Annotated in this window: 27 protein-coding genes and 1 pseudogene; 11 read left to right on the top strand and 17 right to left on the bottom strand. The window is 70.2% G+C overall.

Annotated features, from left to right (window positions below):
- Positions 1-42: 42 nt before the first annotated feature.
- From BJP60_RS14090 to BJP60_RS14080, 3 genes are all read left to right on the top strand, one after another.
- Positions 43-1,803 (top strand): aminomethyltransferase family protein, encoded by a 1,761-nt coding sequence (locus BJP60_RS14090; RefSeq protein ID WP_203136479.1) that lies wholly within the window; start codon positions 43-45, stop codon positions 1,801-1,803.
- A 403-nt stretch (positions 1,804-2,206) separates the two neighbouring features.
- On the top strand, positions 2,207-3,808 hold the full coding sequence (locus tag BJP60_RS14085) for an SLC13 family permease (protein WP_203136478.1): 1,602 nt from the start codon (positions 2,207-2,209) through the stop codon (positions 3,806-3,808).
- Between the two features lie 137 nt (positions 3,809-3,945).
- Positions 3,946-4,143 (top strand): hypothetical protein, encoded by a 198-nt coding sequence (locus BJP60_RS14080; RefSeq protein WP_203136476.1) that lies wholly within the window; start codon positions 3,946-3,948, stop codon positions 4,141-4,143.
- Between the two features lie 71 nt (positions 4,144-4,214).
- Here BJP60_RS14080 and BJP60_RS14075 read toward each other — a convergent pair whose 3' ends face one another.
- The 5 genes from BJP60_RS14075 to BJP60_RS14055 all read right to left on the bottom strand — a co-directional run bounded on the left by BJP60_RS14075 (position 4,215) and on the right by BJP60_RS14055 (position 9,964).
- Complete coding sequence (locus BJP60_RS14075; protein WP_203136474.1) at positions 4,215-4,502, bottom strand: hypothetical protein; 288 nt, start codon at positions 4,500-4,502, stop codon at positions 4,215-4,217.
- 238 nt (positions 4,503-4,740) lie between these two features.
- Positions 4,741-6,435 (bottom strand): thiamine pyrophosphate-dependent enzyme, encoded by a 1,695-nt coding sequence (locus tag BJP60_RS14070; protein ID WP_203136472.1) that lies wholly within the window; start codon positions 6,433-6,435, stop codon positions 4,741-4,743.
- 168 nt (positions 6,436-6,603) lie between these two features.
- Entirely contained in the window at positions 6,604-7,773 is a 1,170-nt protein-coding gene (locus tag BJP60_RS14065; RefSeq protein ID WP_203136470.1) for an MFS transporter, read from the bottom strand.
- 226 nt (positions 7,774-7,999) lie between these two features.
- Positions 8,000-8,425, bottom strand: a complete 426-nt coding sequence (locus BJP60_RS14060) for an arsenate reductase ArsC (RefSeq protein ID WP_203136468.1) — start codon at positions 8,423-8,425, stop codon at positions 8,000-8,002.
- A 33-nt stretch (positions 8,426-8,458) separates the two neighbouring features.
- Complete coding sequence (locus tag BJP60_RS14055; protein ID WP_238439449.1) at positions 8,459-9,964, bottom strand: SulP family inorganic anion transporter; 1,506 nt, start codon at positions 9,962-9,964, stop codon at positions 8,459-8,461.
- A gap of 120 nt (positions 9,965-10,084) precedes the next feature.
- Between BJP60_RS14055 and BJP60_RS14050 the strand changes: the two genes are divergently transcribed.
- Entirely contained in the window at positions 10,085-10,453 is a 369-nt protein-coding gene (locus BJP60_RS14050; RefSeq protein WP_203139404.1) for a MerR family transcriptional regulator, read from the top strand.
- A 57-nt stretch (positions 10,454-10,510) separates the two neighbouring features.
- On the opposite strand, the gene BJP60_RS14045 is transcribed toward BJP60_RS14050, so the two are convergent.
- The 3 genes from BJP60_RS14045 to BJP60_RS14035 all read right to left on the bottom strand — a co-directional run bounded on the left by BJP60_RS14045 (position 10,511) and on the right by BJP60_RS14035 (position 13,229).
- A complete protein-coding gene (locus BJP60_RS14045; protein WP_203136467.1) occupies positions 10,511-11,383 on the bottom strand; it encodes a metalloregulator ArsR/SmtB family transcription factor in 873 nt (290 codons plus the stop codon).
- A gap of 103 nt (positions 11,384-11,486) precedes the next feature.
- The gene (locus BJP60_RS14040) at positions 11,487-11,837 is read right to left on the bottom strand and encodes a hypothetical protein (RefSeq protein ID WP_203136466.1); all 351 of its coding nucleotides are present in this window, start codon (positions 11,835-11,837) and stop codon (positions 11,487-11,489) included.
- Between the two features lie 81 nt (positions 11,838-11,918).
- Positions 11,919-13,229, bottom strand: coding sequence for an NAD(P)-binding domain-containing protein (locus BJP60_RS14035; protein ID WP_203136465.1), 1,311 nt, complete (start codon positions 13,227-13,229; stop codon positions 11,919-11,921).
- Between the two features lie 80 nt (positions 13,230-13,309).
- Here BJP60_RS14035 and BJP60_RS14030 point away from each other — a divergent pair, with 80 nt between their 5' ends.
- Positions 13,310-13,651, top strand: a complete 342-nt coding sequence (locus BJP60_RS14030) for an ArsR/SmtB family transcription factor (protein WP_203136464.1) — start codon at positions 13,310-13,312, stop codon at positions 13,649-13,651.
- Between the two features lie 47 nt (positions 13,652-13,698).
- Positions 13,699-13,902 carry a hypothetical protein gene (locus BJP60_RS14025; RefSeq protein ID WP_203136463.1) on the top strand — a complete coding sequence of 68 codons (204 nt, stop codon included), beginning with the start codon at positions 13,699-13,701 and terminating at the stop codon, positions 13,900-13,902.
- Between the two features lie 78 nt (positions 13,903-13,980).
- Here the strand turns inward: BJP60_RS14025 and BJP60_RS14020 are convergent, their stop codons facing one another.
- From BJP60_RS14020 to BJP60_RS14010, 3 genes are read right to left on the bottom strand one after another with little or no spacing between them, the layout of a single operon-like run.
- Positions 13,981-14,907 (bottom strand): carbohydrate ABC transporter permease, encoded by a 927-nt coding sequence (locus tag BJP60_RS14020; RefSeq protein WP_203136462.1) that lies wholly within the window; start codon positions 14,905-14,907, stop codon positions 13,981-13,983.
- Entirely contained in the window at positions 14,904-15,854 is a 951-nt protein-coding gene (locus tag BJP60_RS14015; protein WP_203136461.1) for a carbohydrate ABC transporter permease, read from the bottom strand. Before BJP60_RS14015 ends, BJP60_RS14020 begins: the two co-directional genes overlap by 4 nt.
- Positions 15,851-17,245, bottom strand: coding sequence for an extracellular solute-binding protein (locus BJP60_RS14010; RefSeq protein ID WP_203136459.1), 1,395 nt, complete (start codon positions 17,243-17,245; stop codon positions 15,851-15,853). The genes BJP60_RS14015 and BJP60_RS14010 overlap by 4 nt, the downstream gene beginning before the upstream one ends.
- Before the next feature lie 254 nt (positions 17,246-17,499).
- Between BJP60_RS14010 and BJP60_RS14005 the strand changes: the two genes are divergently transcribed.
- On the top strand, positions 17,500-17,985 hold the full coding sequence (locus BJP60_RS14005) for a YciE/YciF ferroxidase family protein (RefSeq protein ID WP_203136457.1): 486 nt from the start codon (positions 17,500-17,502) through the stop codon (positions 17,983-17,985).
- A 54-nt stretch (positions 17,986-18,039) separates the two neighbouring features.
- Here the strand turns inward: BJP60_RS14005 and BJP60_RS14000 are convergent, their stop codons facing one another.
- On the bottom strand, positions 18,040-18,717 hold the full coding sequence (locus BJP60_RS14000) for a DUF6766 family protein (RefSeq protein WP_203136455.1): 678 nt from the start codon (positions 18,715-18,717) through the stop codon (positions 18,040-18,042).
- A gap of 1 nt (position 18,718) precedes the next feature.
- Entirely contained in the window at positions 18,719-18,859 is a 141-nt protein-coding gene (locus BJP60_RS13995; RefSeq protein ID WP_203136453.1) for a hypothetical protein, read from the bottom strand.
- Between the two features lie 186 nt (positions 18,860-19,045).
- On the opposite strand from BJP60_RS13995, the gene BJP60_RS13990 reads away from it, so the two are divergent.
- Positions 19,046-19,522, top strand: a complete 477-nt coding sequence (locus BJP60_RS13990) for an SRPBCC family protein (RefSeq protein ID WP_203136451.1) — start codon at positions 19,046-19,048, stop codon at positions 19,520-19,522.
- Between the two features lie 85 nt (positions 19,523-19,607).
- On the top strand, positions 19,608-19,928 hold the full coding sequence (locus BJP60_RS13985) for a DUF7882 family protein (RefSeq protein ID WP_203136450.1): 321 nt from the start codon (positions 19,608-19,610) through the stop codon (positions 19,926-19,928).
- A 65-nt stretch (positions 19,929-19,993) separates the two neighbouring features.
- Here BJP60_RS13985 and BJP60_RS13980 read toward each other — a convergent pair whose 3' ends face one another.
- Positions 19,994-20,347, bottom strand: a complete 354-nt coding sequence (locus tag BJP60_RS13980) for a DUF7882 family protein (RefSeq protein WP_203136448.1) — start codon at positions 20,345-20,347, stop codon at positions 19,994-19,996.
- Between the two features lie 200 nt (positions 20,348-20,547).
- Here BJP60_RS13980 and BJP60_RS13975 point away from each other — a divergent pair, with 200 nt between their 5' ends.
- Positions 20,548-21,261, top strand: a complete 714-nt coding sequence (locus tag BJP60_RS13975; RefSeq protein WP_203136445.1) for a GTP pyrophosphokinase — start codon at positions 20,548-20,550, stop codon at positions 21,259-21,261.
- Positions 21,222-22,115: pseudogene (locus tag BJP60_RS13970) on the top strand (5-methyltetrahydropteroyltriglutamate--homocysteine S-methyltransferase); the annotation flags it as partial. The gene BJP60_RS13975 and the pseudogene BJP60_RS13970, both read left to right, overlap by 40 nt.
- Before the next feature lie 448 nt (positions 22,116-22,563).
- Here the strand turns inward: BJP60_RS13970 and BJP60_RS13965 are convergent.
- The 3 genes from BJP60_RS13965 to BJP60_RS13955 are packed head-to-tail and all read right to left on the bottom strand — an operon-like array spanning position 22,564 to position 24,493.
- Positions 22,564-23,328, bottom strand: coding sequence for an ABC transporter permease (locus BJP60_RS13965; RefSeq protein ID WP_203136444.1), 765 nt, complete (start codon positions 23,326-23,328; stop codon positions 22,564-22,566).
- Positions 23,325-24,128: an ABC transporter ATP-binding protein gene (locus BJP60_RS13960; RefSeq protein WP_203136442.1), complete on the bottom strand. Its 804-nt coding sequence runs from the start codon at positions 24,126-24,128 to the stop codon at positions 23,325-23,327. The genes BJP60_RS13965 and BJP60_RS13960 overlap by 4 nt, the downstream gene beginning before the upstream one ends.
- Positions 24,125-24,493, bottom strand: a complete 369-nt coding sequence (locus tag BJP60_RS13955; RefSeq protein WP_203139401.1) for a DUF1048 domain-containing protein — start codon at positions 24,491-24,493, stop codon at positions 24,125-24,127. Before BJP60_RS13955 ends, BJP60_RS13960 begins: the two co-directional genes overlap by 4 nt.
- Positions 24,494-24,499 lie beyond the last annotated feature (6 nt).

The following is a 24,499-nucleotide window of genomic DNA, read 5'->3' as shown; positions in this document are numbered from 1 at the left end:
TTCCTACGCTGGCCGCACCCGTCCGATCGAAGGAGATCGTCAATGTCAGAGACCCTCGCTCAGGCCCTCGCCCGCGTCGGAGACCCGGTGCAGCTGCTGCGCGACGTGGACTATCCCGCGTTCACGTTCCCGGTGCATCCGGAGTTCTCGAACTGGCGCACCGAGTCGAGGTCGTGGAACGACTCGGTCGCGCTGATGGATCAGTCCCACCACATGACGCAGCTGTTCCTCGAGGGCGAGGACATCGTCGAGGTGCTGAGCGGGATCGCGGTGAACACGTTCTCGAACTTTCGCCCTGGCGTCGCGAAGCAGCTGATCTCGGTGGACCCGTCCGGTCATGTGATCGGCGACGGCATCCTGTTCCATCTGAACCACGCGACCGCGCAGGGTGAGAGAGTCGTGCTGATCGGCCACCACGTGCTGATCGACTGGGTGCGCTTCCATGCCGAGCGCAGCGGGAAGGACATCCGGTACCGCCTCGAGGGGAACTCGAACATGCGCGAGGGCGACCCGACGTTCTACCGCTACGAGCTGCAGGGCCCGCACGCGCACGCGGTGCTGGAGAAGCTGCTCGGCGGCCCGGTGCCCGAGGTGAGGTTCTTCCACATCGCCGACTTCTCGTTCGCCGGCACGACCGTGCAGGGCCTGCGTCACGGCATGGCCGGGCAGCCCGGTTTCGAGTTCTTCGGCCCGTACGCCGAGGGCGAGGGCGTGCGCGCCGCGCTGCTCGAGGCGGGCGCGGAGTTCGGGATCGAGCGGATCGGCTCCAAGGCGTACTCCGTCACGCCGCTCGAGTCGGGCTGGGTGCCGACGCCGTTCCCGGCGATCTTCGGCGACGATCCGCTGTTCGCCGAGTACCGCGAGTGGTTGCCGCTCGCGCGCGCCGGATCCATCGGCGGCTCGTTGAACGGCCCCGTGGAGGACTTCCTGCTGACGCCGTTCGACCTGGGCCTCGGGCGCTCGGTGAACTTCGACCACGAGTTCATCGGCAAGGAGGCCCTCCAGCGCATCGCCGGATCGCCCGCGCGGCGCAAGGCCACGCTGATCTGGGACGCCGACGATGTCGCGAAGATCACGCAGTCGCAGCTCGAGCCGGGCACGCCGGCGAAGTACCTCGAGTGGCCGAAGGCGCGCTACGGCTTCTACCAGTTCGACGACGTGCAGCAGGATGGCCGCCGCGTCGGCGTCTCGACCGACGCCGGCTACGTCGCGTACGACCAGCTCTACCTGTCGCTGGCCTCGATCGACGTGGTTGTGCCCGACGGCGCGCGCGTCGAGGTGCTGTGGGGCGAGGAGCCGAACTCGGGCAAGAGCAACGTCGAGCCGCATCGTCAGGTGCGCATCGCGGCCACCGTGGCCCCGCGCCGTACCACGACTACGCCCGCACGACCTACCGCGACCTCTAGCCCGGAGTCACGTCGGTCTCCTTGTTCGTCGAGCGACGAGCGCAGCGAGGAGTCGAAACGGGGGACGACTCGTTTCGCTCGCTCAACGAACAGGGCGTGGGCTCGCGCCTGTCCCTGTTCGTTGAGCGACGAGCGCAGCGAGGAGTCGAAACGGAGGGAACGGCTCCGCGGGCTGGGCCCCGTGGGTCGTCCGGGCCGTTTCGACTCGCTTCGCTCGCTCAACGAACAGGGCGTGGGCTCGCGCCTGTCCTTGTTCGTTGAGCGACGAGCGCAGCGAGGAGTCGAAACGGGGGGAACGGCTCCGCGGGCTGCGCCTCGTGGGTCGTCCGGGCCGTTTCGACTCGCTTCGCTCGCTCAACGAACAGGGCGTGGGCTCGCGCCTGTCCCTGTTCGTTGAGCGACGAGCGCAGCGAGGAGTCGAAACGGAAAAACGGCTCCGCGGGCTGCGCCCTCGTGGGTCGTCCGGGCCGTTTCGACTCGCTTCGCTCGCTCAACGAACAGGGCGTGGGCTCGCGCCTGTCCCTGTTCGTTGAGCGACGAGCGCAGCGAGGAGTCGAAACGGAGGGAACGGCTCCGCGGGCTGCGCCTCGTGGGTCGTCCGGGCCGTTTCGACTCGCTTCGCTCGCTCGACGAACAGGGCGTGGGCTCGCGCCTGTCCCTGTTCGTTGAGCGACGAGCGCAGCGAGGAGTCGAAACGGGGGACGGCTCCGCGGGCCGGGCCCCGTGGGTCGTCCGGGCCGTTCCGACTCGCTTCGCTCGCTCGACGAACAGGGCCGAGTGCTCGTCGCTAGGGTGGCCGCATGGATCCGATGATCGCGACGTTCGTGATCATGGCGCTCGCGCTGGTCGCGTTCGTGAGCAACCGGGTGCCCCTTGCGGTCGTGGCGTGCGGGGTGTCCCTGGCGCTGTTCCTCACCGGCGTGCTCGAGCTGCCCGAGGCGCTCGCCGGATTCTCCGATCCGACGCCCATCCTGATCGCCTCGCTGTTCATCGTGGGCGATGCGCTCGATGCGACGGGTGTCACGGCGTGGGCGGCGCGGCAGGTGACGCGGCTGTCGGGCACACGCCGCAGACGCATCACCGTCGTGGTCTCCCTCGTCGTCGCGGTGATCACGGCGTTCATCAGCATCAACGGCGCGGTCGCGGCGCTCGTGCCGCTGGTCGTCGTCGTCGCGGTCAGGGCCGGGATCGCTCCCTCGCGCCTGCTGATCCCGCTCGCGTTCGCCGCGCACGCCGGGTCGCTCCTGACGCTCACGGGCACGCCGGTCAACGTGATCGTGTCGGATGCGGCCGCCGCGGCGGGCGCGCACCCGTTCGGCTTCTTCGAGTTCGCGCTCGTGGGCGTGCCGCTGCTGGTCCTCACCGTGGCGACGACCGCGGCGTTCGGAGGACGGCTGCTGCCGGAGCGGCACGCGCAGGCGTTCGAGGGGTTCGTCGACCCGGGCGCGCAGAGCTCGCGGCTGCGGGAAAGCTACCGCCTGCACACGGAGCCCGTGCTCACCCCCGACGAGGGCGTGGTCGAGGTGATGCTGCCGCCGCGCTCGAAGTACATCGAGCGCCACGTGCAGCCGGGGATGACGATGTTCGGCGAGCAGCTCGTGATCGTCTCGGTGCGCTCCTCCGCCGGGCACGACGGATCCGGCTCCGCCGAGATCGCCGGCACGGACGCCCGCGTGCATCACGGCTGGGTGCTGCGCGCGGGTGACGCGCTGCTCGTGCAGGGGCCGTGGGAGGTGCTCGAGCGCTTCGCCGCGCAGGCGGATGTCGTGGCGGTGACCGCGCCGCAGTCGCTGCGCCGAGCGATCCCGCTCGGACGCGGCGCCCGGCGCGCGCTGGTGATCCTAGCCCTGATGGTCGCCCTGCTGGTGAGCGGCATCGTGCCGGCCGTGGTGGCGGGGATGCTCGCGGCGGGAGCGGTCGTGCTGGCGGGCGTGCTCCCCATGCGGGACGCGTTCCGCGCCGTGCACTGGTCGACCGTGGTGCTGATCGCCGGCATGATCCCGCTGTCGACCGCGTTCGTGCAGACGGGCGCCGCGCAGGTCGTCGCCGACGCGGTGCTCTCGGTCGTGGGCCCCGCGAGCCCGCACCTCGTGCTGCTGGCGCTGAGCGTGCTCACGATCGCGCTGGGTCAGGTGATCAGCAACGTCGCGACCGTGCTCGTGATGATGCCGATCTCGCTGTCCACGGCGGCCACGCTCGACGCGTCTCCGCTGCCGTTCCTGATGTCGCTCACGGTAGCGGGGGCCGCCGCGTTCTTCACGCCCATCGCGACCCCGGCCAACACCATGGTGCTCGAGCCCGGCGGCTACCGCTTCGGGGACTACTGGCGCCTTGGGCTCCCGCTCGCCGTCGTGTGGACCGCCGTGGCGGTGCTGTACGTCCCCTTGATCTGGCCGTTCTGACCCCGCGGGGACTTTCCGGGAAGATCCGCGGAAAAGATGGGTGACAACGGGAACGTCCCGCCCGTATGGTGAGGGCAAATGCGGCCGCGCCCGCGGCGGCTACCCGAGGGTCAGACCCTCCCGCTGAAGGACGTGCCATGACCAAATTCCGTTGGATCCGCATCTCGAGCGCGGCGCTGGCGACCGCGACCCTCCTCGTTGTGGGTGGTGGCGTCGCCGCCAACGCCGCCCCCAAGCCCGCCCCCGTCGACTGGGTCGCCCCCGTCGACTGGGCTCCCGTCGACTGGTCGTCGGGCGACCGCGCGTCCACCTTCCGCGCGCCCGTCGACTGGTGATCTGCGACTGCTGACCGCCAGGCGGACAGCGAGAAGGCGGGCCGGCTGATGCCGACCCGCCTTCTTCCGTCTCAGCCCTCGGCCTGCGAGGGGTGGCCGTCGGCGTCCTTCACGAAGCCGTCGGACGGCCGCTGCGGGTCCTCGCCCTCCGCCTGCGACGGGTGCTCCTCGTCGCTGCCCGGAGGGGCCGGCGCGTCCGCCATCGCGAGGCCGTCCTCGTCCGGGGCCGCCGCGGCCGGGCCCTCGTCCACCGTGGGGTCCTCACCCGTGCTCAGGTCCGGATCCTCGCTGACGAGGTCGTCCTCGGGGCCGCGCTCATCGCGCGTGGGGTCGACGTTGTCGTTCGGCGTGCTGTTCATGGATGCTCCTCCCGTGGGGTGCATCCAGCGTCGCGCGCTCTGTCGTCCTCCGCGAGGGGATTGACACGAACGCGCACCCGGATGCGTGATGCGCGCGCTAGAACGAGAGGTCTTCTCCCTCGGCCTGCGAGGGGTGCCTGTCGAACCAATAGGGACGTCCGTCGTGCAGCAGGGCGTCGGGGTCGGTCTCGTGTCGCATGATGTGCTCCTTCGGTCGTCGAAGCGATGGGGGTGACGGTCAGTACGCCTGCGCGCGCTGACCGACGATCAGGTGGATGAGTGCGAAGCGGCCCTCGCGCTGCGCGGCGAGCGCCGCCGTGACGGCGTCCGCCGCATCCGCGTCCCGCTCGACGCGGATGCCGAACCCGCCGAACGCGGTCGCCATGCCGGCGAAGTCCGGGTTCACCAGCTGCGTGCCCGAGATGCGGCCGGGGTGGTGGCGCTCCTGGTGCGTGCGGATGGTGCCGTACTCCTGGTTGTCCATCACGACGATCAGGGGAGCGGCGCCGTACTGGCGCGCGGTCGCGAGCTCCTGGCCGTTCATGAGGAACTCGCCGTCGCCCGCGATCGTGACGATCTGGCGATCCGGGAACCGCAGCGACGCCGCGACGGCGGAGGGGATCGAGTACCCCATCGAGCCGTTGCCGGCGCTGACCATGGCGGGGTACTGGCGCACGGGGAAGTAGCGATGCGCCCAGTTCGTGTGCTCGCCAGCCCCTAGCGTGACGAGCGCGTCGTCCTGCAACTGCGGCACGAGGTGCGCCATGAGCGTGTCCATGCGCGCGGGCGCGTCGGCGTCGGTGCCCGCGACGGGAAGCGCCGCGAACGCCTCCTGCTCGCCCCGCATCCGGGCGGTCCACGCGACCCATGCAGGGTCGGTCTCGACGTCGAGCTCGACGAGATCCCGCACGAAGGCGCACGGCTTCGCCATGATCTGGTGCGACACGGCCCCTGAGCGGCCGCGCAGCGACGGATCCATCGAGACCAGGAAGTTGCGCGCCTGCCAGCCCTGGCGCGCGGTGTAGCTGCTCGTGAGGACGTCGCCGGGGAGGGTGCCGACGAAGACCAGCAGATCGGTCTCCTCGAACAGGTCGTAGGTCGGCTTGGGGCGGCCGTACCCGATCGGGCCGACGTAGCTGGGGGAGTCGAAGCCGACGACGCCCTCGGTGCGCCACTCGGCCGCCGCGGCGATGCCGTGCTTCTCGAGCCACGCGGTCAGCTGCGCGGAGGCGTCCGGCGTCCAGTCGCTGCCGCCCGTGACGAACAGCGGCTTGCGGCTGCCGCGCAGCGCTTCGCGCAGCGCGCTCGCGTCGGATCCCGCGATGCCGCCCTCCGCGACGGGGATCGGCGGGTGCACCGTGACCGGCACCTGCTGACGGATGACGTCCTCGGGCAGGCCCACGACGACCGGTCCCGGGCGTCCGGACCGCGCCGCGAAGATCGCCTCGGCGACGGTCTCGGCAGCGCGCTCGGCGGAGTCGAGCACGAGCACGCGCTTGGCGCCCTTCTCGAACCAGCCGTGGATGTCGAACTCCTGGAACGCCTCGCGGCCGCGGTGATCCATGGGGATGAGGCCGACGAACAGCACGAGGGGGGTGGAGTCCTGCCACGCCGTGTGCAGGCCCACGAGCGCGTTCGCGGCGCCCGGGCCACGGGTCACCATGACGACGCCGGGCAGGTCGGACAGCTTGCCCTCCGCGTCCGCCATGTAGGCCGCACCGCCCTCCTGGCGGCACACGATGGTCTCGATCGCCGAGGTGTGCAGCCCGTCGAGCACCTCGAGGTAGCTCTCGCCCGGCACGACGTACGCACGCGGGACGCCGTGCTCCTCGAGCGTGCGAACGATCGCGTGTCCGGCGCTCTCGGTCGTGCGAACGGGATCGGCGACGGTCGACGGTGCGGCGGGCGCCTCGGCGGCGAGGTTGGTGGTCATCATCACTCCGGGCAGATCGGCGGGGTCATGACCAGGATCTGCTGATCGTGGCGGCGTTTACGGCAAGATCTGCTCGAAAGATCGGCACTTCTTTGCGGAATCTAGGGCGAATCGGCGGTTTTGCGATCGCTGCGGCGCAGATCGCCCATCGGGCACGCGGGGGGCGGATCAGGACAGTCGCGCGAGCGCCGCCGCCGCCAGTGCGGCGACGGCCGCGACGAGCGCCATCGCGGCGTAGCCGCCCGCGGCCGCCGCGGCGACGGGCCCGAGCGCGGGGCCCAGCGCGGAGATGATCGTGATGGGTGCGGCGAACACGCCGTTGATCGCGCCGTAGCTGCGCGTGCCCCAGCGCTCGGCGACGGAGGATCCCTGCACCAGGGTCTGCGCGCCCCGCACGGCGCCCGCCGCGATCGCGATCGCGATCAGCAGCCACGCGGGCCCTGGGGTCACCGCCAGCAGTGCGAGCATGACCGCCGCCAGGCCCGCGGTCGCCGCGAGCGGAACCCACGGGGCCGCGGCGTGCGGGATCGCGACGTAGATCAGGCGGCCGATCACCTGGCCCGCGCCCAGCAGGCCGAGCGCCCATGCCGACAGCGTGTAGTCGAGCCCCTTCTCCATGAACAGCGGGATCAGCGCGAGCGTCACCATGTACAGCGACGCGGCGAGCAGCATCGTCGCGAGCGTCAGGGCCCGGAAGCGACGCGTGCGCAGCACCCCCGCCACCGTCAGGTCGGGCTCGGTCGCGGTGGGCGGGGACAGCGGCTCCCACCGGGCCTCGAGCGTGAACCAGTGGAGCGGGATCGTCGTGATCGCGAGGGCGCCCGCCAAGACCAGGAAGGTCGTGCGCCAGTCGGTCACCGCGAGCAGCCCGGCGACGATGGGTGCGAACACGGTGGATGCGAGACCGCCGGCGAGGGTCAGCACCGTCATCGCGGCCCGGCGGCGCGTCCGGTACCGGCGGGCCAGCACCGTGAACGCGGCCTGGTACAGGACGGCGGCCTGTGCGGAGCCGGCGATGACCCAGCCGACGCCGAACCACACCGGATCCGGGGCCAGGGCCACGATCGCGAGTCCCGCCGACCCGGTCGCGCTGCCCAGCGTCATGATGCCGCGCGGGCCGTGCCGATCGAGCCGGCGGCCGACCGGCACGCCGACGAGGGCGGAGGCGATCAGGCCGACCGAGAACAGCGCGGTCACGACGGTCAGCGGCCACCCCGTGTCGCCGGCCACGGCCGGAGCGGCGACGATCATGGCGTAGAACAGGATGCCCCAGCTGATCACCTGGCCGACCGAGAGCGCGGAGAGACGCGCGGCCTGCCAGGGCTCGGGCGTCGTCATCATCGGGGTCCTTCGGCGGCTCGTCGGCCTCGCGATCGTAGCGGGAGGCGGTGAACGGCCACCCGCCCGGCAGTGAGCGGTCGCGCGGGCAGAGAGAGCCCCCGCGCGGCGGAGCCGGGATCCGCATCCGGGAGATGGGGGAAAGGATGCGGGCCGCTCGGAAACGGTTCGTCGCGCGGGGGCCGAGGGGGAGCGCCGGTCGGGTGCCGGCGCTCAGTCCAGCGGGTCAGGCGGGGATCTGTGCGGGGGCGATCTGGTCGATCAGGGTCTCGATGCGTGACCGGATGTCGTCGCGGATGACACGCACGGCGTCGATCCCCTGCCCTGCGGGATCGTCGAGCTGCCAGTCCTCGTACCGCTTCCCGGGGAAGATCGGGCACGCGTCGCCGCAGCCCATCGTGATCACCACATCCGATTCGCGCACCGCGTCGACCGTCAGGACCTTCGGCGCGCGGCCGGCGATGTCGATGCCCTCCTCGGCCATCGCCTCGACCGCGACCGGGTTGATCCGGTCCTTCGGCTGCGAGCCCGCCGACAGCACCTCGACGCGGTCGCCCGCGAGTGCCTCGAGGTAGCCGGCCGCCATCTGCGAGCGGCCGGCGTTGTGCACGCAGACGAACAGGACGGTGGGCTTGGTCACGCCATAAATCATAGATGGGCGTCTATGCAAGCCGCAAGGGTCGTGTCAGTGCCCGGCGCCGAGCCCGCCCGAGAGGCGTCCATGGAAGTCGGTCGCGGCATCGTTCATGCCGACGATCTCCACCTCCGCGCCGTGCCGCTCGTACTTCGTGGCGATGGCGTCGAGCGCGGCGACGGAGGACGCGTCCCAGACGTGCGACCGCGTCATGTCGATCACGACCCGCGCCGGGTCGGCCACGTAGTCGAACTGCGTCGTGAGGTCGTTCGACGACGCGAAGAACAGCTCGCCGTCGACCACGTACCGCACCTCCGACCCGTCGTCGGACAGGATGCGCTCGACCGTCGTGAAGTGCGCGACGCGGCGCGCGAACAGCACGGCCGCCACGACGGCACCTACCAGCACGCCGATCGCCAGGTTGTGCGTCGCGACGGTGAAAACGACGGTCGCGACCATGACCGCCGTCTCACTCTTCGGCATGCGCTTGAGGGTGGACGGCAGAATGCTGTGCCAGTCGAACGTCAGCACCGACACCATGATCATCACGGCCACGAGCGCCGCCATCGGGATGATCGCGACCACGTCGCCGAGCACGACGACGAGGATCAGCAGGAACACGCCGGCGAGGAACGTCGAGATGCGCGTGCGCGCACTCGATGCCTTCACGTTGATCATCGTCTGCCCGATCATGGCGCAGCCGCCCATGCCTCCGAACAGGCCCGACAGGACGTTGGCGACACCCTGGCCCCACGATTCGCGCGTCTTCGACGAGCGCGTGTCGGTGATGTCGTCGACCAGCTTCGCGGTCATGAGGGACTCGAGCAGGCCGACCGCCGCCATCGCGAGCGCGTAGGGCGCGATGACGCCGAGGGTCTCGAGCGTGGGCGGGACGTCGGGGAGGAACGGGATCGGCAGGCTGTCGGGAAGCGCGCCCTGGTCGCCCACGGTGGGCACGGCGATCCGAAACAGCACGACCACGAGCGTGAGCAGGACGATGGCCACGAGCGGCGCCGGCACGGCGCCGGTCAGCTTCGGGAACAGCCACAGGATCAGCAGTCCGGCCGCGACGAGCGGGTAGACGAGCCACGGCACATCCACGAGCTGCTCGATCTGCGACAGGAAGATCAGGATCGCCAGCGCGTTCACGAAGCCCACCATGACGCTGCGGGGGATGAAGCGCATGAGCTTCGCGACGCCGAGCAGCCCGAGCGCGACCTGGATCACGCCGCCGAGGATCACGGTCGCGAGCAGATAGTCCAGGCCGTGGTCGCGCATCACGGGTGCGATCACGAGCGCGACGGCACCGGTCGCGGCCGAGATCATCGCGGGGCGGCCGCCCAGGAAGGAGATCGCGACCGCCATCACGAACGACGAGAACAGCCCCACGCGGGGATCGACCCCGGCGATGATCGAGAACGCGATCGCCTCCGGGATGAGCGCGAGCGCGACGACGAGGCCGGCGAGCACCTCCCGCGTCAGCAGGCGGGGCGAGCGCAGCGCGTCGCGCACGGAGGACGCGAACCGGGTGCCGGTCTCGGCGATGGCGGGGGGCACGGGTCCTCCTGGGAACGCGGGCACGCGGTAGCGGCGTCGGATAATGGGATGCGCGTCCGCGAGAGCCGCGGACCGGAGCAACCCTACCGTAACGGGAGGGTTGGAGGACGTGAGCGACGCATGAGGGCCACCACGATGCACATCGGCGAACTCGCCGAACGTGCGGAACTGTCGCTGCGCTCGATCCGGCACTACGACGAGATCGGCCTGCTCAAACCGTCGGCGCGCACGGAGGGGGGATTCCGCCTCTACACGGAGGACGACCTCGACCGCCTGCTGCTGATCCGCCGCATGAAGCCGCTGGGCTACTCGCTGGAGCAGATGGCCGACCTCCTGCGCATCGCCGACGCGCTCGCCACGGACCCCGACGATGACGACATGCGTGCACGGCTGGCCGCGCTGATCGCGGATGCGGAGGAGCGTCGGGAGAGAGCGCGCGTCCACCTCGAGCGCGCGGACGAATTCATCCGGCTTCTCAAGCAGCGCTGAGCCGCGACGAGCTGCACCGCCCGGGGCCGCGCTCGCCGGAAGCCGGCGCGTGCGGTGTCAGAGCAGGTCGTCCAGCAGGGCGCGGACGCGGGCTTCGATGTCGTCGCGGATCGGGCGCACGCCCTCGAGCGGCAGTCCCGCGGGGTCGGAGAGCTCCCAGTCGAGGTAGCGGCGGCCGGGATAGACGGGGCATGCGTCGCCGCAACCCATGGTGATCACGTAGTCCGCGGCACGCACGGCCTCGTCGGTGAGGGGCTTGGGGAACTCGCCTCCCACCGACACCCCGATCTCGTCGAGCGCCGCGACGATCGTCGAGCGCATGTCGGGTGCGGGCAGCGATCCCGCCGTGCGCACGACGACGCGGTCGCCCGCGAGGTGACGCAGGATCGCGGCCGCCATCTGCGAGCGGCCGGCGTTCTGCACGCACACGAAGAGGACCTCCGGGCGATCCCTGCGCTCGCCGTGCGAGCGGGCGAGCGCCTCGAGCCTGGTGGCGGCGAACGAGGCCGTGCGCGAGGCGAGCTGCCGGGCGGGGCCGTCGCCGCGGGCGAGCAGGTCGCGGCTCTCGTGCACGTAGGCCTCGACGGTCTCGGGGCTGAACGTGCCGCGGAAGCGCAGAGCGAGGTCGGCGGCGATGCGATCCAGGTCGGGTTCGGTCGCGGGCTGGTCGGCGCCGACGAGCGTCGCGACCGAATCCGCGCGATCCGGCGCGACCGAGAACCAGGCCCGGCGCCCATCCGGCTCGCGCGTCACGATGCCCTCGGCGAGGAGCGTCTTCATGTGGTGGCTCACGGTGGGCTGACGCAGGCCCAATCGATCGGCGAGTTCGCCGACGCGGGCGCGACCGCCGGGGGCCTCCAGGAGCAGGCGCAGGATCCGGGCCCGCGTCGGGTCCGCGATCGTCGCGAGCGCCGACGCGGACGTATTCATGGATTCGAGTCTATTTCGCGCCCGCCGCGCGGGGCCCGGGCGGCGTCACCGGCCGTCACCGCGTGCCCTCCTGCAGAACCGAGGCCCGGGTTCGGGCGGACGTTCAGTCCTCGTCGTCGCCGAAGACCTCGCTCGGGGTGTCGGCGCCATCGGCCAGCGCGGCCGCGTTCACGTCGGCATCCGCGAGGGAGGCGTCGCCCGTTGGGGTGTCGGCGCCCATCGTGCCGTCGTTGCCGGTCGGCGCCGCGGCGCCGCCGAGCGTGTCGCCCGCGGAGTGCGGGCCGTCGGGCCCGTCGACGTCGGTCCGCACGTCGTCGTGGATCGTAAGGTCGTCGTCGAGGTCCTCTGCGCCGCGCATCTCCGTCGCCTCGAGGTCGGCGTCGGGAGCGTGGATCGGGCCCTGGTCGCTCGCCCCGGTCTCGGGTGCGGGGGTGCCGGCTGTGCTGTCGCTCATGCGTCCACTGTGCGGCCGACGGGTGCGCGATCCCAGGGGCTTGTCCCCGCGTGCTTCGGCGGCTAGGTCAGCGGGGCGGGGTCAGCAGCACCCGCCGGCCGACGTCGAGCACACCCCGGTCGCGGGGAGGACCAGCTCGACGCGGCCCGCCGACTCGGCGTCGCCTGCCAGCCAGGCGACGACCGAGCGCACCTGCTCGTAGCCCGTCTTCAGCAGGAACGTCGGCGCGCGACCGTAGCTCTTCATCCCCACGATGAAGAAGCCCGACTCCGGATGGGCGAGCTCGCGGTAGCCGTGGGGCGACACCGTGCCGCACGAGTGCATGTTGGGGTCGATCAGCGGCGCGAGCCGGCGCGGCGCCTCGACGATGTCATCGAGCTCGAGACGCAGCTCGCGCAGCATGTCCAGCTGCGGGCGGAAGCCGGTGGCCGCGACAACCAGGTCGGTGTCGTGGGCGGCGGCGTCGTCGCCGCGACGGCCGTGCAGGCGCACGCCGTCGCCGTGAGCCTCGACCCGCAGGATCTCGAAGCGGTCGACGACCTCGATCCGGCCGTCCGCGACGAGGCGCTCGACGCGGGATCCGAGCGCGCCGCGCCCCTCGAGCTCGTCGTCGCCGGACGACAGGCGCGCCGCCGAGGGGTTGCGGATCAGCCAGGTCACGCGCGTGCCGGGCTCGTCGTCCTGCAGCGCGGCGAGGTCGATCAACGTGTTCGCGGCCGAGTGACCCGCGCCGACGACCGTCACGTGCCTGCCCGCGAGACGCGCGCGATCGCGCTCGCGCACGTCCGGCAGCGCGCGCAGGACGCGGTCGGACACCTCGTCCCAGCCGAGCGGATCCAGGCCGCCGGAACCGAGCGGGTTCGCGTTCCCCCACGTGCCGGACGCGTCCACGACGGCGCGCGCCGTCTCGTCGACCACCGTGCCGTCGGACAGGCGCAGCCGCAGGGCGAACGGCGCCTGCGAGCGGCCCCGCGTGCGCGTGCGGTCCATCCCCTCACGCGTGACGGCGAGCACCTCGACGCCCCAGCGGACGGCCGGCGCGATCGCGTCGTGGGCCGCGAGCGGCTCGAGATACGCGGACACGATCTCGGCGCCCGCTGGCGCCCGGCCGGCGGGCGGCGCCTGCCAGCCCTTGTCCGCGAGGAGGCGTGCGGCGGCGTCGTCCACGAGGTGCTGCCATGGAGAGAACAGGCGCGTGTGGCCCCATTCGCGGATCGCGGCGCCGGGCACGTGGCCGCGCTCGTAGATCACGAACGGGATGTCGCGCTCGGCGAGGTGGGCGGCGGCGGCGAGACCGATGGGGCCCGCGCCGATGATCGCCACGGGCAGGGCGGTGAGCCGCGAGTCGGGCCGGGGCGCGGCGGCGACGGGCATGAGGTCGAGCAGAGCCATTGTTCTCTCCCGGTGTCGAAGGTCGGTGACGAGTCTGCACCCATCTATCGAAGATCGTCAATATCCATTATCTTCGATGTATGCCGACCGCGCTTCCCCTGATCCAGCCCGCCTTGTGCTGTGCGCCGCTCGTGCGCGAGCCGCTCACGGCGCGCGACGCCGACGATCTCGCGCGTCGTATGAAGGCGCTCGCCGATCCGGCCCGGCTGCGGCTGCTGTCGATCGTCGCGGCGTCCGAGGGGCACGAGGCCTGCGTGTGCGACCTGATCGAGCCGCTCGGGCTCGCGCAGCCGACCGTCTCGCACCACCTCAAGATCCTGGCCGAGGCGGGATTCCTGACGCGCAGCAAGCGCGGCACCTGGGCGTACTACGCGCTCGTGCCGGGCGCGCTCGAGCGCATCGCGGACGTGCTGCGCCCCTGATGTCAACCCGTTGAGCGGGACCGGTTCCGGCTCATAGCGTCGGGTCCATGAACGCTGGCCTTCCCGAGATCCACGAGTGGTACCCGCGCCTGTCGATCGGCGCCAAGCACGCGCTTCGCGACAGCGGAACGCTGACCGACGAGGTGCGCGACGAGATCGCCGAGATCACGGGCGCCGATGTCCCCGGTGACGCGTCGCTGAGCGACGACGATCGCGAATTCATCCGCACGCAGTCGGAACAGGTCGACTGACCTCTTGACGCGACACCGGCCGGGCTCGTCGAGCCCGGCCGGTGTCGCGCGTTCGTGCATCGCCGTGCGCGCCGGCGTTCAGCCCTTCACGCCGCCCGCGGCGACGCCCTCGATGATGTGCTTCTGCGCCACGAAGAACAGGATGATCATCGGGATCGTCGTGATGACGCTGGCCGTGATCAGGATCTCCCAGTGCCATTCGCCGCCGAAGCCGAAGTTGTCGACGAGGGCCTTGAGTCCGCGCGGGATCGTGAAGTTCGCCGAGTCGCGCAGGTAGATCAGCGCGCGCATCAGGTCGGTCCACACGGCCTGCACCTCGAACACCACGGTCACGGCGAGCGCCGGACGCGACAGCGGCAGCGCGATGCGCCAGAACACCTGCCACGGGTTGGCGCCGTCCACGCGCGCCGCGTCGAACAGATCCCGCGGCAGCGACAGCATGAACTGCCGCAGCAGGAAGATGTAGAACGCGCTGCCGAAGAGGTTGTGCGCCCACATCGGCGTCAGCGTGTTCACGGCGCCGAGCGAGTTCCAGATCAGGAACGTGGGGATCATCGTCACCGCGCCGGGCAGCATCATCGATCCCAGCACCAGCGCGAACAGCGGCCCGCGCCCGCGAAAGCGGTAGAACGCGAACGCCCACGCGACCATCGCGCTCGAGATCGTCACCGCGCCGGCGGCGAGAGCCGTCACGATGACCGTGTTGAGCAGCCACAGCCCGAGAGGGGCCTCCTGCCACACCTGCAGGTAGTTCTCGAGCGTGAACGTCTCGGGGATCAGCCGGTTGTCGAACACCTCGCCGCGCGGCTTGAACGATGCGCTCACGAGCCACACGAACGGGTAGACGAAGACGACCGCGATCAGGGTGAGCGCCGCGATCGTGACGATGCGCCCGACGCGCGTGCGCCGGCGCCGTGGCCGGGGCGCAGGCGCGCCCTGCTCGGCGACGGCGGGCGCCTCGGCGTCAGGGCGCGTGCCCGCGATCGGATCCTTGAGGGCGCTCATCGCGATCCCCCTTCGTAGTGCACGAGCCGGCGGGACACGATCGCCTGGATCGCCGTGACGATCATGATCACGACGAACAGCAGCCACGCCATCGCCGACGCATAGCCCATGTTGAGGAACTGGAAGGCCTGCTGGAACAGGTAGATGACGTAGAACAGCGCGGCGTCGTTGCCGTACGTGGTGTTGCCCGCGCCGAAGAACGCCGTGTACGCCTCGTCGAAGGTCTGCAGGCCGGCGATCGTGTTGACCACCACGATGAAGAACACGGCGGGGCTGATCATCGGCAGCGTCACGCTGAAGAACTGCCGCCACGCCCCGGCGCCGTCCAGCCGCGCCGACTCGTACAGCTCCTCCGGCACGCCGCGCAGCGCCGCGAGCAGGATCAGCACGGACGAGCCGACGGTCCACAGGCTCATGATCACGAGGCCCGGCTTCACCCACGCCGGATCCGTCGTCCAGGACGGCCCGTCGATCCCCACCCAGCCGAGGCTCGTGTTGATCAGGCCGCTCTGGCCGTTGAACAGCAGCAGGAAAAGGATGCCGACGGCGACCGGCGGTGTCATCTTCGGCAGGAAGAACACGGTGCGGAAGAAGCCGGATGCGCGCCCCGCGCGCGCGAGCAGCAGCGCGAGCGCGAGCGAGACCGCGACGTACAGCGGCACCTGCACGGCGGTGAAGAACAGGGTGTTCCCGAGCGCGGTCGACACCTTCGGGTCGGAGAACAGCTCGGCGTAGTTGTCGAAGCCCACGAACGACGGGTCGTTGATGACGTCGTAGTCGGTGAGCGACAGGTAGGCGCTGTAGATCAGCGGCCATGCCGTGAAGACCGCGAAGCCGATCAGCCACGGCGCGAGGAACAGCAGCGCGGCGCGGTTCTCGCGCGCCCCGCCACGCCGCCGGCGCGGCGCCCTGGTGGGCGCCGCGCCGGCTGAGGCGACTGTGGTCACTCTCCGTCTCCCGCGTTCTCGCTCATCTCGGCCCACGCGTCATCCAGGGCCTTCTGTGCGGTCTCCTGCGCCTGCGCGAGCGCGTCGGCCGGCTCGGCCTCGCCCGAGAGCACGGCGTTCACCGCGTCCTGCATGGCGGTCTCGAACTCCGCATCGGCGGGGCTCGCCGGCAGAGCGAACGTGTGCCCGTTCGCCTCGTACATGGCCGAGACCGCGGTGTCCCACGGCTCGCCGCCCGAGGTGACCATGCCCTCGATCAGGGCGTCGGCCTCCGCGTTGCCGGTCAGCAGGCCCGTGAACGGCTTGCCCTCCTCCTCGCGCAGGTCGAGTCGCGCCTGAGCGGCGGCCTCCCACGTGTCCACGGCGGTCATGACGCGGGCCCAACGGCAGGCGGCCTCCGGGTTCTCGGCGCCGGCGGGGATCGCCCACGCCGAGCCGGACGCGTACGCGATCGGCTCGCCCTGGCGATCCTTGACCGTGCCGAACTCGATCGGCGCATCCGGCGAGACGTCGTTGAGCACGTTGATGTACCACTGCTCCATCGGCATCGCACCGAGCACGCCCGTCGCGAACTGGTTGCCCTCGCCGAAGAAGTCCGCCGAGTCGCGGAACGCCTTCACGTCGCCGAAGCCGCCCTGCGCGTCGTAGATGCCGACGGCCCACTCGAGCGCCTCGATCGCCTTGGGGTCGTCGAGCTGGGCGGTCCTGCCGTCCTCGCTGACCAGGTCGACGCCATTGGCCTTGGCCCACAGCGGGAAGAACTCGGGCAGCTTGCTGTCGACGCCGATGACGCTGAGCTTGCCGCCGTCGGTCTTCATGAGCGCCTCGTTCGCGGCGCTCATCGCCTCCCAGTCGGAGCCGTCGACGTCGGAGAGCGAGAGCCCCGCCTCATCGAGCAGATCGGCGTTCGCCATGGTGACCTGCACCACGTTGAACTCGGGGATGCCGTACACCTGGCCATCGAGGGTGACCTGCGCCAGCGCCGACTCCACGAACATGCCGGTGTCGATGCCCTCGCCCTCGATGCAGTTCTCCAGGGGAAGGATCGCGCCGCGCGCAGCGAGGCTGCCGATCTGGTCGCGGTTGGCGTAGATGAGGTCCGGCGGATCGCCCGTCGCGGCCGCCGAGAGGAACTGCTGCAGGTCGAGCTCGCCCTCGGCCACCTGCACGTTCACGCCGTCGCCGAGCTCGGCTTCGGCAAGATCCATGCGGGTCGTGGCGACCTCGTCGACGCCGGCGAAGCCCATCACGCTGAGCTCGCCCTCGAGCTCGGCACCCGGGTCGTACTCCGCGCCGCCGTCGTCGGTGCCGCCCGTGCCGACCGCGCATCCTGCGAGGACGAGAGCCCCGCTCGCGAGTGCGGCCGCGGCCGCTGTCCGGAACCTTCTCATCACTTCACTCCTTGCTGTCATCCCTCGCCGGCATGTTTCCCCGCCGGCGATTCGTCCCCCGTCGGGACGTTAGGGGCGCCAGAAGCAGGTGGCTAGGCGCTTGACAGAACCGCTTCTCTGGAGAAGCGGTTCTCGCTGGGCGGGACTAGCGACCGCGGGCGCATGATGCAATCCCCTCCCGCTGAACGGGAGCGCGCTCGTAGCGTCGACAACGTCCGGCGGTTGGGCCGGAATCGACGCCACAAGGAGGACCGATGAGTCAGACCCATCTCGAGACGCCCGAAGACCTTGTGCGCTTCAAGCTGCGCACCGCGATGAGCATGGAGGAGGACTCGCTGGCATCGCTGCTCGAGCTGGCAGAGGCCGCCCAGACGGCGGACATCAAGAAGCTCTTCCGTCACCACGCCGACGAGACGCGCGAGCAGATCGAGAATCTGCGCAAGGTGTTCCAGCTTCTCGAGGTGCCGGAGTCGACCGCGCCGTCACCGAGCACCAAGGGCATCAACAAGCAGGCGAAGTCGCTCATCCAGCGCAGCGCGCCCGAGCTCCGCGACCAGGTGACGCTGGCTGCGGCCCTCGGCAACGAGCACTACGAGATGGCCGCGTACGAGGGGCTGATCCTCCCCGTCACCGCGCTCGGTGCGACCGACGCGCTGAAGCTGCTGCAGGACAACTGCGATCAGGAGATCCACACGAGCGAGGAGCTGTCCGATCGCCTGAAGGAGCTCGTCCTGGGCTGAGAGGGGACGACGAAGGGCCGGGTGCGCTGGAGCCCCGGCCCTTCGTAGCGCGTGCTACTCCGACTCGAGAGCCGACGTCCCGTTCGGCGTGCCGACCGGCTTGGACTCGGCGGAGCCGCGCTGGCGGAGATAGATCGAGAACGCGACCATGCATCCGACCGCGAGGAACTCCGACTGCCAGTTCTGCAGCGTCCGGTTCCAGAAATCGGGCCCGGTCACATACATCGCCCAGGTCATCGGCAGCTCGCCATGCTGTGCCGCCTCGTCGTTCGCCACGACGAGACCCGCGAGCGACTGCGCGAACCACGACAGGAGGAAGACGGTGCCCATCGCGAGCGACAGCGAGTTCGCGTAGAGCCAGAGACGGATGCCGCGGACGCGCGCCCACGCGGGGGAATCCCGGCGTGCGAACTCCCCAACGAGTTGCTCCTCGTCCGAGCCGCGGCCCTCGTCGCCGGGCTTCTTCGACTCAGGAGAGCCGCGCTGAATCAGCCAGACCGTCGCGAGGATGAAGAGGAGGAACTGGAGGAACTCCGACTGCCAGTTCTCTGCGACATCGACCAGGAACTGCGATGACGTCACGAACTCCCCGAGCGAGATCGGCGCGCGGTCGTGGCTGACGAGCAGGTCGTTGTTCTGGGCGTGTCCGACGAGCGCCTGGAAGGCCACCGTGACCAGGAACAGGCCGAGGAACAGGAGAGTCAGCGCGTTGTCCTTCAGAGTGGGCTTCATCTCACCGGCCCATCAGGGGAAGGGTGATCATCACGGCCACTCCGGCGACGACCAGCACGGCCCACGACCAGAAGGCCATGCGCATGCCGGCGGTCGCCTCGATGAGCTGATCGGGGTCGTCGGTGTTGTGCGTCTCTGCCATGAGCAGACGGTAGAACGAACCGCGCCGCAAGGCGAACCGGCCACCGCACATCCGGCACGAGTCGGTCGAACGCGCACGATCTAACGAGCGCCTCGCGAACAGTCAACCCCATTACCGGCCCCCCACGCCCGACCTAGCGTCGAGGACATAGCGGGACGAAGACAACACCAGATGGAGGAGTGACTTATGACCACCACCCTGACCGCCGAGATCGACGTCGACGCTCCGGTCGACACCGTCTATAACCAGTGGACGCAGTTCGAGTCGTTCCCCCAGTTCCTCGGCGCCGTGAAGTCCGTGCAGCAGATCGATGACGTGCGCACCCGCTGGAGCGTCAGCATCGGCGGCAAGGAGGAGGAGTTCTACGCGGACATCGTCGACCAGGTGCCCGACAGCCACGTCGCGTGGCAGAGCACGGACGGCGCGTTCCACGCCGGCCGCGTCGAGTTCGAGCCGCACGGCTCCGAGACGCGCGTGAAGCTGCGCATGGAGTGGGAGCCCGAGGGCCTCATCGAGAAGGTCGGCGCCGCACTGAACATCGACGAAGCGCAGGCCAAGATGGACCTCGAGCGCTTCAAGAAGTTCATCGAGGAGCGCGGCTCCGAGACGGGCAGCTGGCGCGGCGAGGTGCACGGCGCTCAGGAGACGTCGCCCGACCTGTGACCGGCGGCTCCGCAACGGAGAGCGTTCGAACTCCCTGAGAATCCACGGTGCCCCACGATGGCGCGACTCCGGTATCGTCGCCATCGTGGGGCGATTCATTTATGGCGCGGCGGCCGACTCCGTCGACATCGACGACAGGACGCTTGCGCACCTGCGCATCGTCGTGATGAACAAGCTCCGCCGCGGCGAGCCGTTCATGTACGACACCAAGCTGGGCGACGGCATCGGACGACGCAGCTTCTGGCTGCACCCGGCCGTTCCGCTGCAGTTCCACTTCTCGGGCGGACGTGCCCCGCGCATCAACCGGGCGTGGCTCGACGAGCTGATGAAGGCCGCGAGCGGCCCCAACGGGCTCACCGTGATGCCCGAGCCGGCGGACCCCACGCAGCAGCCCGCCGAGGACTGAGACTCCAACGCGAAATCCCCCTCACGGCTCGGCCGGAGGGGGATTTCGCTGTCAGGTCTGTGGGCTCAGGCCGCGGGAGCGGAGATCTCGGCTTCCTTCTCTTCCTTCTCGGTTTCGGCGCCGACGTGCTCCGCGACGAGGGTGATGCCGCCCAGCGCGTTCGCCGAGAGCGCCAGCTCCTCGACCCACTCCCGGTTCAGCTGAGGGGCGACGGCGTCGTCGAACTCGAAGCGCACCGGGATGGACGGGTGCATCCAGATCGTGCTGCGACCCGGGCCGTCCTCTTCGGGATGCTGCCACGACACGGTGAAGCTCTCCTGGCGGCGCAGCTTCGCCACGACCACCACCTTGAGGTGCGCGAGCGCGCGGTCGTCGATGTGGATCGGCTTGGAGTCGGTGCCGTAGTGAAGGATGCCCATGGGTCGGAGAATAGCCGCCGATCGTTGGTGCGCAAAATGACCGCGGATGCCGAAATGCTGGTGTCGCGTAAGAGGCGCTGGTGAGTGGGAGATGGCGTCCTGCAAAGCCGGATCGCTTGCGGCTCTCGCCGGATTCGCGCGGAGAGAGCGTCGCGCGACGGGCACAGCAGATCCGTAAGAGGCGCCCCTAGCCTGAGCCCATGACGTCTCAGCCGATCGACGGTGATTTCCTCGAGGACGTGCGCGATCTGCGCGATCGGCTGTCCCGCTTCCTCGCCGATTACCGCTTCGGCATGCGGGAGATCGAGACGAAGCTGTCGATCCTGCGGGACGACTTCGAGCACGCGCACGCGTACAACCCCGTCGAGCACATCTCCTGCCGGCTCAAGTCGCCCGACTCGATCGCCGAGAAGGTCGTGCGCAAGGGCATCGAGCCGGACCTGGCGACGATCCGGCGGGAGATCACGGACATCGCCGGCGTGCGCGTGACCTGCAGCTTCGTGCGGGACGTGTACCGGCTGTTCGACCTCCTCGTCGGGCAGGACGACATCACCCTGCGCGAGGTCAAGGACTACATCGCGACGCCCAAGGCCAACGGCTACAAGAGTCTCCATGCCATCGTCGAGGTTCCCGTGTTCCTCGCGCAAGGAATGGTCCGCGTGCCCGTCGAGGTGCAGCTGCGCACGATCGCGATGGACTTCTGGGCGAGCCTCGAGCACAAGATCTACTACAAGTACGACAAGCACGTGCCCGCGCGACTCACCGACACCCTCCGCGAGGCGGCACTCACCGCCGCGGAACTGGATGCGCGCATGGAGAGCCTGCACCGCGAGATCCACGGCGACCCCGTGCGTCCCGAGCCCGTTCCGCCGCTGTGGGCGCTGCCGCCCGGCGGCGGGCTCTCCCACGCCTGACCGGGGCTCCGAGTCGGCGTGTTTCCTCGCGGATCGCGCTCGGGCGCCCGCCGCGTAGGCTTTCGCGCGTGAGTGTGAACGCGCCGTACCGCGCCGACATCGTCGGCTCCTTCCTGCGTCCCGAGGCCCTCAAGGTCGCACGGGCCGCGTTCGCCGACGGCGACCTCGACGCCGCGGCACTGCGCGAGACCGAGGATCACCAGATCGCGGACCTCGTGCGCAAGCAGGCCGAGAACGGGCTGGCCCTGGCGACGGATGGCGAGTTCCGCCGATCCTGGTGGCACTTCGACTTCTTCGACGGGCTCGACGGCGTCTCGATCATCGACACGGACCACGGTCTGCCGTTCCAGGGCGTGCAGACGCGCCAGAAGGCCGTGCAGGTGAACGGTCGGATCGGCTTCGACGCCCACCCGCACGTGGAGCACGCCGCTTCGCTGCTGCCGCTGGCCGAAGCCGCGGGTGTGCAGGCGAAGGCGTCGATCCCCTCGCCGACCGTGCTCGACTTCCGCGTGGAGCCGCAGAACATCGTCGGCGGCTACGGCGGACGCGACGAGTACGTCGACGATCTCGTCGAGGCGTACCGCGCCGCCGTACGCGCGTACTACGACGCGGGCATCCGCTACCTGCAGTTCGACGACACCGCGTGGGCGTACCTGTGCAGCGACGTCGAGCTCGAGCGCGCGCGGACCGAGCGTGGCATCGACACCGACCGGCTGGGGGAGCGGTACGCGTCGATCCTCAACCGGGTGCTGGAGGGCAAGCCTGACGACCTCACGGTGACGACGCACATCTGCCGCGGCAACTTCCGCTCCACCTGGATCTCCTCGGGCGGCTACGAGCCGATCGCCGAGCAGCTGTTCGGCGTCGCCTACGACGGCTTCTTCCTCGAGTTCGACGACGAGCGCTCGGGGGCTTCGAGCCGCTGCGGTTCCTGCCGAAGGGTGACCAGACCGTCGTCCTCGGCCTCATCACGACCAAGCGCGGCGCGCTCGAGGACATCGGCGCGGTCACGCGCCGCATCGACGAGGCCGCGACGTTCGCGCCGCTCGAGCAGCTCGCCCTCAGCCCGCAGTGCGGCTTCGCCTCGACCGAGGAGGGCAACGTGCTCACCGAGGACGAGCAGTGGGCGAAGATCCGCGAGGTCGTGCAGATCGCCGACGAGGTCTGGAAGTAGAGCCGCCCGCCGCTCGTTGAGCGACGAGCGAAGCGAGGAGCCGAAAAGGTCCGGACGTCCCGCGGCATGTCGCCGCCTGGAGGTCCGGACCGTTTCGACTCGCTTCGCTCGCTCAACGAACAAGTCCGTCAGCGGATCTTCGTCTTGTAGATCGCGATCGCCCCGACGTAGGCGACGATCAGGATCCCGACCATCCAGGCGAGCGCGATCCAGATCTCGCCGCCGACGGGCTGCTGCGCGAACAGCGCGCGGATGGTGTCGACGATCGAGGTGACCGGCTGGTTCTCGGCGAACCACGCCACGGGCCCCGGCATCGAGCCGGTCGGCGCGAACGCCGAGCTGATGAACGGCAGGAAGATCAGCGGGTAGCTGAACGCGCTCGCGCCGTCGACCGTCTTGGCCGTCAGGCCGGCGACCACCGCGATCCACGTCAGCGCGAGCGTGAACAGGGCGAGCATGCCCAGCACGCCGAGCCACGCGAGCGGGCTCGCGCCCGTCCGGAATCCCATCAGCAGTGCGACGCCGATGACGAGGGCGACCGACACCAGGTTCGCCACGACCGAGGTGAGCACGTGTGCCCACAGCACGCTCGATCGCGCGATCGGCATCGACTGGAACCGCTCGAACAGCCCGCCCTGCATGTCGAGGAAGAGCCGGTACGCCGTGTAGGCGATGCCCGAGGCGACCGTGATCAGCAGGATGCCCGGGAGCATGTAGTCGATGTACGACTGGTCGGTGCCGATGTCGATCGCGCCGCCGAAGACCCAGACGAACAGCAGCATCAGGGCGATCGGCGTGACGGCGGTCGTGATGATCGTGTCGGGACTGCGCAGGATGTGTCGCAGGGAGCGTCCGGTCAGGACGCTCGTGTCCGCGAGGACGTGGGTGGTCATCGGTCTGCCTTTCCGGTGGTGGCTTCTTCTGGTTCGGGCTCGCCGACGACGGCCATGAAGACGTCCTCGAGCGACGGCTCCTTGGGCACGAGGACCGGCTCCCCGCCGGCCGGCAGCAGGCTCTTCAGCTCGGCGAGCGTGCCGTTCTGGATGATCGTTCCCCTGTGCAGGATGGCGATCCGGTCGGCGAGCTGCTCGGCCTCGTCGAGGTACTGCGTCGTGAGCAGCACGGTCGTGCCGCCCTGGGCGAGCTGCTTGACCGTGTCCCACACCTCGATGCGCGCCTGGGGGTCGAGCCCGGTCGTGGGCTCGTCCAGGAAGATGATCGACGGCTCGCCGATCAGGCTCATCGCGATATCGAGGCGGCGCCGCATGCCACCCGAGTAGGTTCCGGCCCTGCGCCCGCCCGCCTCGGTGAGCGAGAACCGCGCGAGCAGATCGTCGGCCACGGCGTCGGGGTCCTCGAGGTGGCGCAGCTGGGCGATCAGCACGAGGTTCTCGCGGCCGCTCAGCACCTCGTCGACCGCGGCGAACTGCCCGGTGAGGCTGATCGACTCCCGCACCCGCTGCGGCTGCGCGGCGACGTCGTGACCGTTGACCACGGCCGTGCCGGCGTCCGCGCCGAGCAGCGTCGACAGGATGCGCACGAGCGTGGTCTTGCCGGCGCCGTTGGAGCCGAGGAGGGCGAAGATGCTGCCGGGCTGCACGTCGAAGTCGACGCCCCGCAGCACCTGCAGGTCCTTGAAGGACTTCTGGATGCCGCGAACCCGGATCGCGGGTTCGCGCGTGGTGGTGGTCATCGCTCCTGCTCCTTCTCCGCGTCCTCGATCGCCTTCGCCAGGCGGGAACGCTCCTTGTCGATCCAGCGCTGCCCGCCGTAGGCGAGCGTGAAGGTCTCGGCGAAGTCGACGGGGTCGTCCCCGACGATGTCGCGCACCGGCGTGCCGTCGACGGCCGCGCGCTCCCACAGGTCGATGAGGTCTGCGAACATCTGCGTGAGGGTGTCGCCGTCCGTGACGCCGCCCTGGTACATGAAGTACCGGTGCATCGCCTTCGCCGCGGCCTTGTAGGGCTCCGGGAGGGCGTCCATGCGGGCGACGGTCTGCTTGTACTGCTTCTTCTGCTCGAGCGATCCGGTGAGGATCTCGTACCACTTGGCCATGATGTGTTC

This window comes from Microbacterium sp. JZ31 (genome assembly GCF_016805985.1).
Lineage (GTDB): Bacteria > Actinomycetota > Actinomycetes > Actinomycetales > Microbacteriaceae > Microbacterium.
This window is presented reverse-complemented; position numbering and strand designations above follow the sequence as displayed.

Bases quoted from the DNA above. Each gene is read 5' to 3' on its own strand.
- BJP60_RS14090 (WP_203136479.1), top strand. From the start codon at position 43: ATGTCAGAGACCCTCGCTCAGGCCCTCGCCCGCGTCGGAGACCCGGTG.
- BJP60_RS14085 (WP_203136478.1), top strand. From the start codon at position 2,207: ATGGATCCGATGATCGCGACGTTCGTGATCATGGCGCTCGCGCTGGTC.
- BJP60_RS14080 (WP_203136476.1), top strand. From the start codon at position 3,946: ATGACCAAATTCCGTTGGATCCGCATCTCGAGCGCGGCGCTGGCGACC.
- BJP60_RS14075 (WP_203136474.1), bottom strand. From the start codon at position 4,502: ATGAACAGCACGCCGAACGACAACGTCGACCCCACGCGCGATGAGCGC.
- BJP60_RS14070 (WP_203136472.1), bottom strand. From the start codon at position 6,435: ATGACCACCAACCTCGCCGCCGAGGCGCCCGCCGCACCGTCGACCGTC.
- BJP60_RS14065 (WP_203136470.1), bottom strand. From the start codon at position 7,773: ATGACGACGCCCGAGCCCTGGCAGGCCGCGCGTCTCTCCGCGCTCTCG.
- BJP60_RS14060 (WP_203136468.1), bottom strand. From the start codon at position 8,425: ATGATTTATGGCGTGACCAAGCCCACCGTCCTGTTCGTCTGCGTGCAC.
- BJP60_RS14050 (WP_203139404.1), top strand. From the start codon at position 10,085: ATGAGGGCCACCACGATGCACATCGGCGAACTCGCCGAACGTGCGGAA.
- BJP60_RS14045 (WP_203136467.1), bottom strand. From the start codon at position 11,383: ATGAATACGTCCGCGTCGGCGCTCGCGACGATCGCGGACCCGACGCGG.
- BJP60_RS14040 (WP_203136466.1), bottom strand. From the start codon at position 11,837: ATGAGCGACAGCACAGCCGGCACCCCCGCACCCGAGACCGGGGCGAGC.
- BJP60_RS14035 (WP_203136465.1), bottom strand. From the start codon at position 13,229: ATGGCTCTGCTCGACCTCATGCCCGTCGCCGCCGCGCCCCGGCCCGAC.
- BJP60_RS14030 (WP_203136464.1), top strand. From the start codon at position 13,310: ATGCCGACCGCGCTTCCCCTGATCCAGCCCGCCTTGTGCTGTGCGCCG.
- BJP60_RS14025 (WP_203136463.1), top strand. From the start codon at position 13,699: ATGAACGCTGGCCTTCCCGAGATCCACGAGTGGTACCCGCGCCTGTCG.
- BJP60_RS14020 (WP_203136462.1), bottom strand. From the start codon at position 14,907: ATGAGCGCCCTCAAGGATCCGATCGCGGGCACGCGCCCTGACGCCGAG.
- BJP60_RS14010 (WP_203136459.1), bottom strand. From the start codon at position 17,245: ATGAGAAGGTTCCGGACAGCGGCCGCGGCCGCACTCGCGAGCGGGGCT.
- BJP60_RS14005 (WP_203136457.1), top strand. From the start codon at position 17,500: ATGAGTCAGACCCATCTCGAGACGCCCGAAGACCTTGTGCGCTTCAAG.
- BJP60_RS14000 (WP_203136455.1), bottom strand. From the start codon at position 18,717: ATGAAGCCCACTCTGAAGGACAACGCGCTGACTCTCCTGTTCCTCGGC.
- BJP60_RS13995 (WP_203136453.1), bottom strand. From the start codon at position 18,859: ATGGCAGAGACGCACAACACCGACGACCCCGATCAGCTCATCGAGGCG.
- BJP60_RS13990 (WP_203136451.1), top strand. From the start codon at position 19,046: ATGACCACCACCCTGACCGCCGAGATCGACGTCGACGCTCCGGTCGAC.
- BJP60_RS13980 (WP_203136448.1), bottom strand. From the start codon at position 20,347: ATGGGCATCCTTCACTACGGCACCGACTCCAAGCCGATCCACATCGAC.
- BJP60_RS13975 (WP_203136445.1), top strand. From the start codon at position 20,548: ATGACGTCTCAGCCGATCGACGGTGATTTCCTCGAGGACGTGCGCGAT.
- BJP60_RS13965 (WP_203136444.1), bottom strand. From the start codon at position 23,328: ATGACCACCCACGTCCTCGCGGACACGAGCGTCCTGACCGGACGCTCC.
- BJP60_RS13960 (WP_203136442.1), bottom strand. From the start codon at position 24,128: ATGACCACCACCACGCGCGAACCCGCGATCCGGGTTCGCGGCATCCAG.